General features: G+C 61.7%; 14 protein-coding genes. 11 read left to right on the forward strand and 3 right to left on the reverse strand.

Translation table 11 applies throughout. From position 1 onward, the window contains the following. Positions 1–26: 26 nt before the first annotated feature. Positions 27–302 (reverse strand): HU family DNA-binding protein, encoded by a 276-nt coding sequence (locus FHW92_RS22540; RefSeq protein WP_168605536.1) that lies wholly within the window; start codon positions 300–302, stop codon positions 27–29. 145 nt (positions 303–447) lie between these two features. Here FHW92_RS22540 and FHW92_RS22545 point away from each other — a divergent pair, with 145 nt between their 5' ends. The 5 genes from FHW92_RS22545 to FHW92_RS22565 all read left to right on the forward strand — a co-directional run bounded on the left by FHW92_RS22545 (position 448) and on the right by FHW92_RS22565 (position 9913). Further along, a complete protein-coding gene (locus tag FHW92_RS22545; RefSeq protein ID WP_168605537.1) occupies positions 448–2535 on the forward strand; it encodes a ParB/RepB/Spo0J family partition protein in 2088 nt (695 codons plus the stop codon). 364 nt (positions 2536–2899) lie between these two features. Continuing rightward, complete coding sequence (locus FHW92_RS22550) at positions 2900–7051, forward strand: strawberry notch family protein (protein WP_246870366.1); 4152 nt, start codon at positions 2900–2902, stop codon at positions 7049–7051. 120 nt (positions 7052–7171) lie between these two features. Beyond that, positions 7172–8368, forward strand: a complete 1197-nt coding sequence (locus tag FHW92_RS22555) for a DUF932 domain-containing protein (RefSeq protein ID WP_168605539.1) — start codon at positions 7172–7174, stop codon at positions 8366–8368. 100 nt (positions 8369–8468) lie between these two features. Next, positions 8469–8681 (forward strand): hypothetical protein, encoded by a 213-nt coding sequence (locus FHW92_RS22560; RefSeq protein WP_168605540.1) that lies wholly within the window; start codon positions 8469–8471, stop codon positions 8679–8681. A gap of 155 nt (positions 8682–8836) precedes the next feature. Then, positions 8837–9913, forward strand: a complete 1077-nt coding sequence (locus FHW92_RS22565; protein ID WP_168605541.1) for a hypothetical protein — start codon at positions 8837–8839, stop codon at positions 9911–9913. Between the two features lie 300 nt (positions 9914–10213). On the opposite strand, the gene FHW92_RS22570 is transcribed toward FHW92_RS22565, so the two are convergent. Then, positions 10214–10354: a hypothetical protein gene (locus tag FHW92_RS22570; protein WP_168605542.1), complete on the reverse strand. Its 141-nt coding sequence runs from the start codon at positions 10352–10354 to the stop codon at positions 10214–10216. Positions 10355–10442: 88 nt separating this feature from the next. On the opposite strand from FHW92_RS22570, the gene FHW92_RS22575 reads away from it, so the two are divergent. The 6 genes from FHW92_RS22575 (at position 10443) to FHW92_RS22600 (ending at position 14779) form a co-directional block, all read left to right on the forward strand. Beyond that, entirely contained in the window at positions 10443–10913 is a 471-nt protein-coding gene (locus tag FHW92_RS22575; RefSeq protein ID WP_168605543.1) for a DUF736 domain-containing protein, read from the forward strand. An 88-nt stretch (positions 10914–11001) separates the two neighbouring features. Beyond that, complete coding sequence (locus tag FHW92_RS22580) at positions 11002–11283, forward strand: hypothetical protein (protein WP_168605544.1); 282 nt, start codon at positions 11002–11004, stop codon at positions 11281–11283. A gap of 78 nt (positions 11284–11361) precedes the next feature. Next, positions 11362–12372 carry a DUF2493 domain-containing protein gene (locus FHW92_RS22585; RefSeq protein WP_168605545.1) on the forward strand — a complete coding sequence of 337 codons (1011 nt, stop codon included), beginning with the start codon at positions 11362–11364 and terminating at the stop codon, positions 12370–12372. Between the two features lie 71 nt (positions 12373–12443). Further along, positions 12444–12668: a DUF6117 family protein gene (locus tag FHW92_RS22590; protein WP_168605546.1), complete on the forward strand. Its 225-nt coding sequence runs from the start codon at positions 12444–12446 to the stop codon at positions 12666–12668. A 333-nt stretch (positions 12669–13001) separates the two neighbouring features. Continuing rightward, positions 13002–13982 carry an SLOG family protein gene (locus tag FHW92_RS22595; RefSeq protein ID WP_168605547.1) on the forward strand — a complete coding sequence of 327 codons (981 nt, stop codon included), beginning with the start codon at positions 13002–13004 and terminating at the stop codon, positions 13980–13982. A 281-nt stretch (positions 13983–14263) separates the two neighbouring features. Continuing rightward, entirely contained in the window at positions 14264–14779 is a 516-nt protein-coding gene (locus tag FHW92_RS22600) for a hypothetical protein (RefSeq protein WP_168605548.1), read from the forward strand. A gap of 14 nt (positions 14780–14793) precedes the next feature. On the opposite strand, the gene FHW92_RS22605 is transcribed toward FHW92_RS22600, so the two are convergent. Next, positions 14794–15030, reverse strand: a complete 237-nt coding sequence (locus FHW92_RS22605) for a hypothetical protein (RefSeq protein ID WP_168605549.1) — start codon at positions 15028–15030, stop codon at positions 14794–14796. Positions 15031–15763 lie beyond the last annotated feature (733 nt).

The following is a 15763-nucleotide window of genomic DNA, read 5'->3' on the forward strand; positions in this document are numbered from 1 at the left end:
TGGATCATGCAGGGCAGCGCAAGCCATTAGCCGTTGAGGCGGTCCTTGACGGCCTTGGCGGGCGTGAAGCCCAGCTTCTTCGAAGCCTTGATCGTGATAGTCTCGCCGGTCGAGGGATTGCGGCCTTCACGCTCCGGCGTTTCCTTGACCTTGAACTTTCCAAAACCGCTGAGCGCGATCTCGTCGCCATTGGCAGCCGCATCGGCGATCACCCCAAACACGGCATCGACCAGCTTGCGCGCGTCGGCCTTGGTCAGCCCATTGGCCCCGGCGACGGCTTCGGCGAGTTCGGCATTGTTCATTCAAATTCTCCTGCTTTTTTGATTCTGCGGCTTTTTAGCGAGCAGGCTGCCCGGCGTCACGGCGCAAACGTCGCGATCGAAGGGGGAAGGGGGAGGGGCCAGACAGGCGGTTCGATGTCCGGGTCGCCACACCGGAGTTCATGGTATGTCTAAGTCCATCATCTTCCTACCGGCAGCCAATCTTGCCAAATCGCCGGTCAATGTGCGCAAGCGGACCGATCCCCGCGCCGATGCGGAACTGGAAGCCAGCATCGCCAGCCACGGTCTTTTGCAGAATCTGGTGGCTGTGCCAGTCGCGCGCAAGAAGGGGCAATATCGGATCACGGCGGGCGGGCGCCGGCTCGATGCCATTCACCGCCTTATCGAAAAATCCCTGCTTCCAGCCGATTACGAGGTTCCCGTTCAAATCCTGTCCAACGCCAAAGACGGGCGCGAGATCAGTCTTGCTGAAAATTTTGATCGCTTGCAGATGAACCCGGCTGAGGAATGCCGGGCCTTTCGTGATCTGCTCGAAGTCGAGGGCCGCACCCCGGCCGAGATCGCCAAACGTTTCGGTATTGAAGAGCGCTTCGTCCTTGGGCGCCTGCGCCTCGCCAATCTGGCCGAACCGATCTTTGACGCGCTCGAAGGTGACGAGATCACCCTCGATATTGCCAAGGCCTATGCGACGACCGCCGATACAGGCCGCCAGACAGCGGTCTGGGAACTGCTGCGCAACAGCTATTCGCGCGACAACGTTAATGAAATCAGACGCTCGCTCAACGGATACAGCTACCGCGCGAGCGATCCCAAGGCGCTGCTGGTCGGCCGCGATGCCTATATCGCCGCCGGCGGGCGCGTCGAGGATGCGGATCTGTTCTCGACAGCCGCCGACGAGCGTTGGATCGATACCCATATCCTTGATGAGCTGGCCGAGGCCCGGCTTGCCGCCGAGGCTGAACTGATCCGGCAGCGCGAAGGGATCGGCGAGGTTCGCATCGTTACCGGCCAGCGCATTCCCTATATGGAGACCTATGCGCTCGAGCCGCTCACTGGGGTTGCTGAACCGCTGACGGATGAGGAGGAAAACCGCAAGCAGGAGATCGAGCAGGAAATCGCCGTGATCGAGCAGCTTTGCGAGGACGCCGATTATGAGCCCGAGGCCGACGATGAAACGCGCTACACCGCGCTTCAGGACGAACTGGCCGCGATCGTCGAGCGGGTTCCGGTGGTTGCCCCCGAGCAGAAGGCCTCAGCGCTGGCCTATGTCATGCTGGGCGCCGACGGAACGCCGCATGTGCATCACCAGCTCTATGTTGCGCCGGTTGCCGAGGAGGAAGGTGATGGCGCCAAGGACGGCAACGAGGAAGACGGCGATGAAGAACCGGTCGATGGGGAGCAGGATGCCGACACCGCCGAGGATGATCGGCCTGCCATCAGTCAGCGTTTGCGCGACATGCTGGCCATGATGAAGACCGAACTGCTCGCCGTCCATGTGGCAAGTGACCCGGCCTTCGCGCTCGATCTGGGCACGTTCATCATGGTGGACCGGGAATGCCGCTATGCGGCCTATGACGTTCCGAGCGAGCTTCGGGCATCCACTGCGCCTCGGCTTCTTGGCGATTTTAAGCCGGAAACATCGGCCGCTGCTGAATGGGCCAGACTGGATGAGGCGCTGGATCGGAGCTGGGCCGCGCATAGAGCCATCGAAGAGCGATATGATGCCTTTTGCGCGCTGGACGATGAGGCGCGGGCGGCCTGGCTCGGTTGGGCCATCGCGCGCACGCTCCATGCCGTTCCCGACGGTCGCAATGGTACCGGCTTCCTCAATCATCTTGGCCGCAAGCTTGGCATCGACGTCGCAGCCTGGTGGCGGCCGACGGCGCTGACCTTTTTCGACAAGCTCACCAAGCCGGGTATCCTTGCCTTGTTCGAAGAGATCGGCGGGGTGGAACTGCGGGCCCGCTACGCCGGCTCGAAAAAGCATGACCTTGCCGCATCGGCCGAGCGGCTGTTCAGCGGAAATGTCGTCGTCGAGCATAATTATCTGAAGCGCGCGCTCGCGTGGCTTCCCGATGGCATGCGTTTCACTCCGGCAGAGGCTGAAAATGACGGCATGATCTCTGCCGAGATCGAGGGTGGCCTGTTGATGGCGGCGGCTGATGAAGCCGGCGAGGTCGCAGAGAACCTGTCGATTATGAGCGATGAGGACGATGGCGCCGCCGACGACACCGAGCTCGTGCAGGCTGCGTGAATCCATCCCCGGGGGCAGGAGGTGACACTTCTGCCCCCGGTTTCAACCTGACCCTGGGCCGCAATGGCCATCCAAGGTCGATTTCCAGCCATGCCCTTCTCCGCAAGCTTTGTAGCTTGCCGTCCCTCGTTTTTGTCGAGCGCAGCTCTGAGGGTTGCGAACGCTTCGCGCTCGCATGCCGGTGGGTGCATGCGGCGATGAGAGGTGAAGGGCATTGTGTCTTTCCGAGGTGTCTATGAATGTTCCCCAACTTGTTCTGTTGCCGACAACCGACACGGCGTCGCGTTTGTATGCGGTTGCGCAGTCCCTCCACCAACGATGGCGCAGCGGCGAAACGGTAACGCGCCAGTCTCTCAAGCGTCTTATGATCGAGGCCTTCGGCTCTGACGATGCCGATGGCATCTGGTCGATGCGCGATGCCTATGACGCATTGGAAGCCGCCCAGGTGCTGATGCTCGCTTCGCCCGATTGCCCGTTGATCGGCGACGCGTCTCCGGCGGACACCTTTGCAAAGCTGACCGCTTTCGAACGCTCCCTGCCAACCCAGACCTATCGATCAGAGCATCAGGTGGAATTTCAGCAATTCAGCACGCCGCTCCGCCTCGCCTGGCTCGTCGCGCTTGCCGGGCAAGCGCGTCCCGATGATGTCGGGCTCGAGCCGTCCGCAGGCACAGGTATGATGGCCGTCCATATGCGGCGCGCAGGCGCCCGCATCATGCTCAATGAGTTTGATGGCAGGCGCGCCGATCTTCTCGCCCGCATCTTCGATCAGGCGGTCACCCGCCACGATGGCGAGCATATCGACGATCTCCTCTCGGCCACGCCGCGCCCGACGCTCATCCTGATCAATCCGCCTTTCAGCCGCAGCGCCGGACGCGGCGTGGATCAACATGCCGGCGCCCGCCATCTGCGATCGGCCCTTGCCAGACTTGCACCGGGCGGACGGTGCGTGGCGATCATGCCGCCCAATTTCGCATCCGGCGGGGCGGCTGTGCTGGGCTACACCGCCGTCACCGAAATGGTGCCGCCGCGCGCGGAAATTACCATTTGCGGGCATCCCTACGCCAAACATGGAACGTCCATCGGGGTAAGATTGCTGGTGTTCGACAAGGGTTGGGCCGGTGAGCCCCAGCGTTATGGGGCGGACACGATCGATGAAGTGCTGCCCCTTGTGCAGGCGATACCGCCCAGACTGGGGCCGGGAAATCCGCCGCCTCCGCCCACGGCTGTGACCATCGCCCGCCCGTCACCTGCATTTCGTCCATCACCTGCCGCTTTGATCGGCAAGACTCCGTCTCGTCGACTGGTGCCGCCATCCTGCATCGCAGCAGAAAGTAACCTGCCTGAACCGCTGGCCTATCAGGTCCTCGACGCGCCCCTTGCGCCCGGTGAGCCGGTCGGCATCTATTCGCCGTGGCGTCTGGCACGGATTGCGATCCCCGAGGTGGCGTCGCATCCTGATGATCTCGTCGAATCGATCGCCATGGCGTCGATCCCGCCGCCCGCGCCCACGCATCGCCCATTGCTCCAGCGCTGCGCGATAAGAGCGCTGTCGGATGCTCAACTCGAAACCGTCATTCTTGCAGGCGAGGCATTTTCTCGCGATCTGCCCGGAAGGTTTTTGCCCAACAGCGCCGGTGACCGTCTCGAAGAGCGGGCAGATGGCCATATCTATCGCACCGGCTTCTTTATCGGCGATGGCACCGGTGTGGGCAAGGGAAGGGCGGTGGCGGCCTGCATCTTCGACCGTTGGAACCGAGGGTATCGCAAGGCTATCTGGGTGAGTCGTTCCACCGCCCTCCTGGAAGATGCCAGAAGAGACCATTCGGCTCTGGGCGGGCTGCCCATCGATATCCAGCCGATCGACAGTTTTCCGCCTGGAAGCCCGATCACCATGACCAGCGGGATCTTGTTTCTCACCTATGCGGCCCTCCGTTCCGCGCGGCATGACAAGCAATCGCGGCTGCAGCAGATCATCGCCTGGGCCGGCGAGGATTTCGAGGGGATCCTGGTTTTTGATGAGGCCCATGAGATGGGCAATGCTGCCGGCACGGATAGTGAGTTTGGCTCTGCCCGCGGCTCCGAGCAGGGATTGGCCGGTGTTCGCCTGCAAAATGCCTTGCCGCGAGCCTGCGTGCTCTATGCATCAGCCACCGGGGCGACGAAGCCGGAAAACCTGAGCTATGCCTCTCGTCTCGGTCTTTGGGGGCCGGGCACTGCCTTTGCGGATCGCGATCTGTTCCTGTCCTCCATGGAGGAAGGCGGCGTGGCTGCCCTGGAAATCGTGGCTCGCGACCTTAAAGCCATGGGCCTGTACACGGCGCGGGCTCTGAGCTTTGCTGGTGTCGAGTATGAGCCGCTGGTTCACAAGCTCACCTCCGAGCAGATCGCCATTTACGATGCCTTCGCGGATGCATGGGCCATCGTGCATCGGCATCTCGAATCGGTGCTGAAGGCGACAAACATCGTCGATCGCATATCGGGCGCGACCCTCAATTCCCGCGCCAAGGGATCGGCGCTCAGCCGGTTCGAAAGTTCCAAACAGCGGTTTTGGCTGGCTCTTTTGGTGGCCATGAAGATGCCGACGCTGCTGCCCGAGATCGAAAAGGAAATCGCAAAGGGGCAGGTCGCCGTTATCCAGCTGGTGACAACCGCCGAGGCCATTCTCGAGCGGCGGCTTGCCGAACTGCCTGCGGAAGAACGGGCCAACCTGTCTCTCGATGTCTCGCCTCTCGAGATCCTTGTCGAGTATCTGCGCCATGCCTTTCCCGTCCGGCAGATGGCGGTGATCCGCACGAGCGATGGCGCCGACAGGTCCGAACCGATGGTCGATGCTTTGGGCGAGCCTGTGCTTAGCCAGGAAGCACTCGCCGCGCGTGAAGAACTGATCGAGCAACTTTGCGCCATGCCGGCGGTGCCCGCCGCGCTCGATACACTGATCGCCCACTTTGGCACCGACCGCGTTGCCGAAGTCACCGGCCGCTCGCGCCGCCTTGTCGTCAGACCCGATGGTGGGCAGGCCATCGAGAGACGCAGCGCCCGGGCCAATCTTGCTGAAACCAGCCTGTTCATGGATGGTATCAAGCCCATCCTGGTCTTCAGTTCGGCCGGAGGCACAGGCCGCTCCTATCACGCGGACCGATCCTGCAAAACGGCGGACAAACGCCGCATCCACTTCCTGCTCGAGCCGGGCTGGCGAGCTGACGTTGCGATCCAGGGGCTTGGCCGCAGCCACCGCACCAATCAGACCTTTCCCCCGGTCTTTCGCCCGGTGGTGACCGATTGCAAAGGTGAGCGGCGTGCCATCTCGACGATTGCGCGGCGGCTGGACAGTCTTGGCGCGCTGACCCGCGGGCAGCGCCAGACTGGAGGGCAGGGAATGTTCGATCCATCGGACAATCTGGAAAGTGACCTGGCACGCGAGGCTCTCTCCCAGTGGTACCGGCTGCTCCACGGCGGTAAGCTGACCAGTGTCAAACTGGCTGCGTTTCAGGAAATGACCGGTCTTAAACTGGTCGATGATGAAGGCATTCTGCTCGAACGGTTGCCACCGATTCAGCGTTGGCTGAACAGGCTGTTGGCGCTGCGTGTCGCGGTGCAGGACGCGATCTTCGAGGAATATATGGGCTTGATCCAGGCCCGGGCCGACGCCGCGCGTGAGGCAGGTACGCTCGATGTCGGCGTCGAGACGATCCGGGCCGAGAGGATCGTGACATTGACCGACCAGTGTTTGCGGACCGATCCGCGCACCGGCGCGGAGACCCGATTGCTCCATCTCGAGTTGCACCTCAGACCTCGGGTGACGAGGTGGACCCAGCTGATGCGGATCTGGGGAAACCGCGAGGGCGTTGCCTTCTTGCGCAATGCGCGGTCGGGACGCGTTGCTATGGCGGTGCCTTCATGGTCGATCACCGATGAGGAGGGCCGTGTCGTTGCCATGCTCTCGCTCGAGCGACCGACCGGTTCCTCACGTATAAGCGAGGCCGATCTGACCGCGAGTCATTGGGTTTCTATCGAACCCGATAAATTTGAGACCCTGTGGGAATCGGAGTGTCAGGAGGCCTTGACCAAGGTCGAGATCGAAACCGTCCATGTCGCAACCGGCCTCCTTTTGCCCGTCTGGCACAAATTGCCCAGTGACGATGTCCGGGTGTGGCGGATCGACGACGGCGCGAAGACCACGATCCTTGGACGGATTATCCATCCCCGCACGCTTGGAAAGCTGCAGGAGGCCTTCGGTCTGGACGGCAACGCTCTCGCTTTGACACCTGCTGAACTGCTGCGCTGCGCCGAAGCGGTGGAAGGCGTGGCCATCCCCGGGCTGGAAGGAGCCAGACTGGTAACGGCCTTGGTGAACGGCAGCCGCCGCCTCGAAATCCGCGACTATCCTCCCGAACGCCGCAACTGGCTCAAGTCCTGCGGCGCGTTCAGCGAGGTTCTCGCCTTCAAGACGAGGCTGTTTTTGTCGCCTAATCAGGCGGTTGAGATCCTCCGGGCGATTGCTTCGGTCCAGTAACGGGACGTGTCGCGGTCATGATTTGCGAACGGGCCTCGATAGAAAGGGGGGAGGGGGAGTGAGGCGGGCGGCAGGAGCGATGGCGTTCCTGTCACCCTGCATCTCAAGGAGACAGTTTCCATGGCGACTCTTGAGCCCATGAGCGACACGTCCGGCGTGTCGGCTCCCTATCGTATCGATGTGTCACGCGGAGGCATGAGCCGCCGGGTGTCGTCCGAATGGTTCTCGCGCCCTGATGACGAGAAATTCCTCTCGCTATCCGCGCTCCATGACAGCGTGCGCCTGCGGGCTGACCGGGCCTCCACCCGCATCGTCGAAAGCCGTTCGATTCGGGTTGAAGCCAAAAGCGACAATCCCGAACGCCTGATGCTGATGGCGCCGGGTGACGAGCGCCCGATTGCCCCGACCAACTGGTCCTTTGGCCAGATGGCCAGCCTCGTCGGCGCGCCTGCCTCCTATTTGCGCCAACTTCCGGCCGCCCTTGCCGGGATCAACCTTCAGCATGGCCTCATGACCCATCGCGGCGAACAGGTGAAATTGCTGCAGACAGACGGCGGCCGCACCGAACTGCGCGCGGCGACCGGCCCCGATTATGGCCGGATCTGGGACCATGAACTGGTGCAGGCGATCATGGCCTTTGCGGGCGATGGCGTCGGCGATACGCGCTGGAAGGTTCCTGGGACGATCCATTGGTCGAGCATGACCTACAACCCGTTCGTCGACATTACCAAGGAAACGACGACCCTCTACGCCTCGGACCGGGATGTGTTCGTGTTTTTGGTCGATGACACCCATCCCATTGAAGCGGGCAAATTGCCCAATGGCGAACCTGATCTCTACTTTCGCGGGTTTTACGCCTGGAACAGCGAGGTCGGCTCGAAAACCCTCGGCATCGCGACTTTTTATCTGCGCGGCGTATGCGCCAACAGGTGCCTGTGGGGCCTGGAAAATTTCGAGGAAGTGAACATCCGTCACTCGAAATTCGCCGCCGCCCGGTTTGCCCATCAGGCGGCGCCCGCGCTGGAGCATTTCGCGGATTCCTCGCCGCAGCATTTCATCACCGGCATCAAGGCTGCGCGCGAACGCATCGTTGCGCGCAAGGATGAAGATCGCGAGACGTTTCTGCGCCGAAGAGGGTTCTCCAAAGCTGAGACGACGAAAGTCATCCAGACCGTACTGGCCGAGGAGGGCCACCCGCCCGAGAGCCTCTATGACTTCGTCCAGGGCATCACGGCGGTTGCGCGTGCCCGTCCGCATCAGGACAGCCGCCTCGAACTTGAAGGCAAGGCTAAGAAGCTGCTCGAACAGGCGCTCTGAAGCCGCCGTCCTTCTCCCGCTTTTCCTGCCTTTCGCTTCCCATTCCGGCCTGATGCGCCGGGATGGCCCTTGTCATGATCTGTCATGAAAGGAGGCCGCCATGCGCGCCCATTCGACCATTCCTTTGCAATCCTTCACCGTCGATGTCGCCTTTTTCAGCGACGATGATCCCTTCGCCACCGAAACCTACACGGTTCGGGCCACCACCTGGTTTACCGCGCAATTGCAGGCGCTCGAGCTTTCTGTCGGCAGCGCTTACGATAACGTGCGGATTCCGGGCCTCCGCCGGGCTGCTACCGTTCGGTCGGCCTGATCCGGGATCTGCGCGCCTTTTCATTCTGGCGCGGTCAGCGCAGCGCCTGGCGTGGCATTTGTTCTTCGCTCCTTCTGGATCGAAGGGCCGATGGTCGCCGATCCCATCGGTCATCGGGCTCGCGCGCTGCGCTGCCTGCCTGAGGAATTATCTCCATGGCACAATATACGCTATCCCATCTCGAGACTGCCGCTTGCCTGTGGGAAGCGACCCTCGAATTGCGCGATCATCCACCAACCGATCCTGACGCAATCGCTCGGGCGCTGGCCATGCGCAAATCCTTCGACGCGCTGGGAACGTCGGCTCTGCGCTATGTCGTGGTCAATTGGGTGGAGGCCCTCGAAGCTGCCTGGGCCGCGAGCGAAGACGATTATCCGTTGTCCTTCGATTGGGACTTTGTGCCCCGTTGGATCGTCGAGACGATCGATTGGTCGGATCCTCGAAATCCTGCCATCCGGGAGAAAACCCCCGCGTCAAATGCTGTGGAAGAGGTTCCGGCGCTATCTGACCCGGTTGGTTCCACGCCTGCCTGTGCGAGTCACCACGATCACCTTGCTCTGCTTGCCAGAGCGCGCGCAGCGCTTGAAACGCCTGATGATCTTGATGCCGCAGCCCTTGCAGCCTTGATCGGGGAGATCGGTGTTTGCGAGGATGCTTTGAGCCTTTCGTCCCTTCCCTGGCCGATAGACATCCATGCCGCCGCGATTGAGCACAGGCATGGTACCAACCTCCATGTGGCGGTGGATGGCGCGTCCCTTGATGCGGAAATCGCGGCATTCTGCCGCGAATGGTGGAGTGAGATCGAGGATAAGCGTGATCACGAGGCTCTGAGCGACGGCGAGGTCATAGCCGCCTATTTCGACCGGCATCCTTCGGAAAGTTACATCAAGGACCGGGTTCGCCTTGTTCCTGCCTCGCATCCTCGGACCGTTGTGGCAGAGACGATCGAGCAGGGGCGATATTGTGTGCTGTCGACCGCCCATCTGACGGTTCAGACCGCGCGGCTGCTCGATGAATGGGCAGCCTGGCCGCCAACCGAACGGCCGATTGATATAGCCGCCTCCGTCTATGGCTGGTTCGTACCCACCCGGCTTCCGGGTCAGGCCCAGCAGGCCAGATTGCCGGATGACCTGCTGAAACTGATGGCCTTTGGCCGCGAACGTGCCTTTCGGTTTCTGTTGCTCGATTGCGATGGCGATAGCGCCGAAGCTCTGCCGGTTCATGATTGGTAGGTTGTTTAGCTGCCGGGACGCATACCGACTGATCTGCGTGCCGTTCGATCAAATTGCGCGGCTGGTCGGGGCAGGTGATGAGATTGCGCGCGGCGTCTCTGCGATCAAAGCCTTTATTGATCCGCCGTGCGGGCCGCCGCCTTCTGCTAATGGCCCGTGATACCGCGAACGCACTTTCGTGTGTCGATCACCATGGCTTTCGACCATCTTCGGCGGATGCCATTGGAACGTCTCCCCGTTCATCCCCGCTGCCTCGGCCTTTGCGCGGCTGCCGCCGCACCATCAGGCGCATCCCCTCTTTCATGCCGCCTCGCTCTGCGCCTGGCCCTCTTTCTGTTCGGGATTGGCGCGGAGTTGCGGGGTGGCTGCGGCGGTTTGTGGGGCAGGCAGGGGGCTGTGCCGGTGGAGAGCGGTGCGCTGGCGGGCGGACGTACGGCGCATGGGGAGATGGCAGGAACCAGAGGAGAGAAGGGGCGGGGATTGTGTCGCCGGAAAATGGATTTCGAGCGACATTCGAAAGGTCAAGACGATGAACATCGGTGAAATTTTCAATCAGAATGGCCGCCTGACGGGCTCGATCGCCACCCGCACGATCGATCTTCCCCGCATTGGGCTGCGCAAGGTGAAGAGCGAGAACGAAAAGGCTCCTGTCTATGAAATTCTCGCGCTCAATGTCGCGCGCCGCTGGGTTCAGGTCGGCGCGCTTTGGGAGGCCGCTTCTAAGCGCACCGGTGAGGTTTTCCTCGCCGGCAATATCGATGATCCCAGCCTGCCCGAGCCGCTGCCGGTCGCGCTCTTTCCGGCCGATCACGGCGGCTACATGGTCGCCTGGCGTCGCGATACCATGCGTTCCGATTTTGGCGGGAACATGGGAGCCAGCCGCACCAATTATGATGATCGTGGCATGCGCGATCAGGGCGGGTTCGGCGAAAGCACGGTGGGCAGCAACGGCGAACTGACCGAGGCCGGCGGGGCATTCGGCGAGGAAGACCCGTTCTGATCCTCGGCTGATCGAAACTCGGTCCGGGCCGGTGAGGTGTCAAAGCCTTCCCGGCCCTTTTTCTTTTCTCCGGATGAGGAGAGAGACCATGCTGCTTCCTTCTTTGCGCGGGTTTGACCCGCTGGTTGATATTGCGACCCTGTGCGATGCCATCATGGCCAGTCCCGCCTTCAGGGATATGTTTGTACCTACGGCGTCCGCCCGGAATGGCCCGGATGACCGATGGATCGGGGTCACCTGCGGCGAGCTTATCGCCGCGATCTATGACCTGCTCGAAGGCACGCCTTTGGCGCCTTTGGCATCCGACATTGCCGGAGCTGTTCTGATCCGCGCGGTTCCTCGCCCGGGTTCACAGCAAACGACTCACTGACCCGGATTTACCCAAAGGGGCGTGCGCCATCCGGCGTTCACGCCCCTTTTCCTGTTTCATCGAGAAGGGGTTTTCCTCATGGCTCATAGTCAATCTCGAAGCGTCAGCCGCTTCACAGACCTGCCGGCACTCTTCGCCGAAATGACGGCCACGCCTGAGTTCAGGCGCGCCTTTGGCGATCCGATACCGCTTTCGATCATCCAGCCGGGCGATGAACCCGGCGAGCATGACATGCCCGATCCGCTGCATGCCCAGGCCGATTGCGCCGCGATCATCGCCACGGTCTTTGATCTGCTGACCGACACCCGTCTTGATGCGCTCGCAGCCGAGATCGCGTGGGGCTTCGTCAACAGCTTTCATTATGTCGCGGGCAAGCTCGAAAAGCAGGAAGATGCGTTGGCCGATGAATTGCGCGAAATGATCCGGCACAGCGATATTTCCGAGGTGTTCAACACCGAACTGGAAGAGAAACAGCTCCTTTGCCAGTCGCTCACCGAGCAGCGCGATGCGGTGGAATGCATGCGTGATTATGCCGCTGAAATGTTCCGCGTGCTTTCCGGGCGGCCATGGTCGGCGGCGCGAGGATCGCGGGTTTCGAAAGTCAGCACCGCGACGCAGGTGGCGATCAAGGATTTCCTGCGGGCGCGGGAACTGGCGGATCGCGAGCGCTATCGTCCCCGTGGTCCGATTGTCGTCGCCTCGGGGCATGCCGAATGGCACGACTGGCAACCGATCTGGGATCGGTTGGACAAAGTTCTCGAACGCATCCCGCATATGACACTGGTAACGACAGCGCAGCGGCGCGGCTTCGATGCCATCGTCGCGTCCTGGGCGGGTAGTCGCGAGGTACAGTTGGTGACCTATTCCCTGACGGGTTCGGGACGCGGCGCGCCTTTTCTGCGGAACCGCAAGCTGGTTGATCTGCAACCGGTTGAAGCGGTGCTGGGCGAGGGATCGGGCATTCAGGCCAATCTCTATCAGGCGCTGCGCAAAGCAGGTGTCCCGATCCATGCCTTCCGCAAGGCCGATCAGGCGCCGGTCGAAACAATCATCCCACCGCAGCGGGGGCTGGTGCGACAACCGGCCTGATCCGCTCGATTTTCCGATGGCCTTGTCGGGGGCGAAGCCGGGCTGCGCCCCCATTCTCATGGGAGGAAACCATGGCGATACCTGAGCATCACCGAAGCAATTTCCAGACCCTGCTGCGTGCCGCGGAGGCCGGAGATCTGGCGCTGATGGAATGCACCGACGCGGCAACAGGTGAACCGCGTTACGTCCTGTGCGCGGTCGGTCGTGACAAGGGTGAATTCCTGTTTACGCCCTTTGGTCATCTGTACGATGGCGATCCCTTCGCTGCCTATATTCCGCCGGAAGCAGGGGCATAATGTCCTGACGCGGATCTGATCCGGTGGAATCGCGAGGGTCAGGTGCTGAGGCAAAGTTTTGAGAATCGGGGGCATCGAGCCCCCGATTCTCAAGCCTCCTATCTCTCTCAAGAAGTCCAAGTCTGGCACGGGATCGCAACGGCCTCAAGGACGACGGGGCCCCACCATTTTTCGGGGCGGGTCAGATATGGCGCCCCAATCGCCACCGTGGCGGCCGCCCCAAAAAATCGTGGCCCCCATCGCCGGCTTCGCCGGTCGCTGCGCGATCCTTGACCCCGCCGCTCGGAGCCCGCGCCGAATGATGAACCTCTTTCCATTCTAAAGGAGGTTCCGATGACCATGATCAACCGTTCCGTCCGCGCATTTTCCGACATCGCCGAATTTATCGCCCGGGAGACGGCGACGACCAGCGACGATTTCCACGCTGCCTTCTCCTCCGACCTTGAGGGTATCCGTATCGGGCATGCCGAGGAGGAAATGACGACTGACATGCCCGATCCGAGGGCCGCGCAGCTTGCTGTCGAACTCATCGTGACGACGCTCTTCGATGTGCTGCGGGACACCAGGTTACAGCCTGCCGCCGAACGCCTTGCCTGGGGGATCGTCAACAGCTTCCACCACGCGGCAGACCAATGGGCGGGCCAGACCGATAGGGCAACGCGCGAGGTACAGGACCTGCTGCGCTGCGCCGACGGCAGCGAAATCCACAGCGTCGAACTGGAGCAGGCACGCGACAGGCTCGAATGTCTCGATGAAGCAACCGAGGCATTGCGCTGCATGAGGGATTATGCCGCCGAGGTCTTTCATGCCGAAACCGGGCGTCCGTGGTCGGCGCCAAAGGGATCGCTGGTGTCGAGCAAGCGCACCGCCTCGGTCATTGCCTCCACCGACTTTCTTGCCGCACGCCGCCAGCGCCGGATTGACGCGCATAACCCGCAAGGCCCCATCGTCATCTTCTCTGGCGGAGCGGAATGCTGGTTCGATGACAAGCTGATCTGGGGTAAGCTCGATGAAGCGAAGGCCCGGCATCCGCAGATGGTGCTGGCGACCACAGCACAGGACAAGGGGTGTGACGCGATGGCAGCAGCATGGGCTGCGGCCCGAAAGGTCACGCTGATCACCTTCCGTCTCAGCGCCAAGCTTGGCAAGCGGGCGGGGTTTGTCCGCAACGAGCAGATGGTGGGATTACGGCCCGTCGAGGCGCTGGTTTGCGAAGGCTCCGGGCTGCAATCGCATCTTGCGCGCCTGGTGAAGGATAAGCGGGTGCCGGCACGCTATGTCACGCTGGCCGATCAGCAGTGGGAGGCGCAGTGACGTTGCGCAGCGAGGGCCAGTCCGGTTTGCCGGGCTGGCCCTCGTTTTCTTTTGGGCGTTGAGTTTGCCCCCGTTCAGGGACCCGCAGGCGGGTCCGTCACGGTGGCAATGCGGATCCGCCAGGGCGGTCCGGCCTCCTGCGCGCGGCTCTGCCGTGCTCGTCGCAGGGACACCCTGCGGGTGGGTTTGATCCGGGCGAGTGATGATTTGGTGAGGGTAGGGCGGATCAACATCAGAGGAGAGGAGGGGGCGGCCAAGTGGTCTAACAAGGAGATCAGATCATGTCCGCCAAGCCCCATTCAACCTCAGGAACTTCCGCCGTTTTCATATCGGGATCTCTGTCGATCACAGCGCTTCCCGAACCCGTCGTCGAGCGTCTTGGCACTATTCTGGATCGCCAGCTTTCCGTCCTGATCGGGGATGCCAGAGGCGTTGATCGCGCGGTTCAACGCATTCTTTGCGATCGCAACAGCCAAAGCGTAACGGTCTATTGTTCAGGCGATGCCCCCCGCAACAATGCCGGGAAGTGGCCGGTTCGCAATATTCCCTCCTCCGCGCTCAGGGGCACCGCCGCCTTTCATATCCCCAAGGATATGGCGATGGCGGGAGACGCATCCTGTGGTTTCGCGATCTGGGATGGACGAAGCAGGGGGAGCCTTGCCAATATCCGCCGACTTGCGGAGCGAGGCTGTTTCATCGTGATCTGGCTTGCCCCGGAGGAGCGCTTCATCATCCTGCGTTCGGATGCCGACAGAAGCGAGTTCCTCGTGTCTCCCCTCTGTCGGACATCGTCATAGAGCCGCAGCCGCAATCAGGTCACGGGGGGTAACCCCTTCATGGCCGCCAGCGCTGCTGTTCCACCCACGCGGATGGCCTGTGTCAGAAGCTCACGAAACTCGCGTTCCGAAAGCTTTTCGATCGGGAGGTCATTCAGCAGGGCTGCATATTTCCCGCGCATCGTCCGGCGGGCATCTTCGAGGTCTTCGGTCAGCTTGCGCTGACGCGCTTCAAGATCGGCTAGCCGATCCCTTTCGGTCATTTTTGGCATATTCCATCGTCCTTCCCGATGGCCTGCCCGTCACCGTCAATTCTGCCATAGATCCCGCGCAGCGCAAGTGATGACCTTAACCTCTATCTTCGAGGTGCAACCTCCCGACTCTCGGCTTTAGATCAATCGGCCTTGTCCCTTCGGCGGGAGATGGGAGGCTATCATTTCCATGGGCCAGTACGATTTCGGTCAATATTCTGACCCTGATACGCTGTGCCAGCGCGTTATCGACATCACCTGATCGACCTTCAGGGCCGGGCTTTTCGCTCGGCCCTTTTTTTGCTTTCGGGAGAACCCAACCATGGCCTTCGTTCCTCAAACCACCATCATGCTCGCCCCCAACAATCCAAAGCAAGGTTGCCCCGCGCCTGCCGGCACGAGGCTGCGCAGCGCGCATGCGCTGCGAAAGGCGGAACGCACGGCGCGAGGCCGTTTGTAATGGACCCTACGCACGGGTGCTGCGGAAGATTCCGGCATTGAAATCAGGCTGTTGAAGCTGTCCGCTGCGTAGGACGGATTTTCCGTGCCGCGTTGTACGGCGCACACAAGCGTTTGGTCGGAGGCGATCAACCAGCTGTAAGGAAATCATTTTTCGTGTCGTACCTGTACCATCGTCGCCATTGCCATCGAATAAGACCGGGAGGGAGTTCTCCAACAGGAACCGTCTTTCCGGAAATTCACATGGACCGGGAACAGAGCCAGATACTGGCAAGCTTGTCTTGAAAAGCTGATT

Source organism: Novosphingobium sp. SG707 (assembly GCF_012275515.1).
Classification (GTDB): domain Bacteria; phylum Pseudomonadota; class Alphaproteobacteria; order Sphingomonadales; family Sphingomonadaceae; genus Novosphingobium.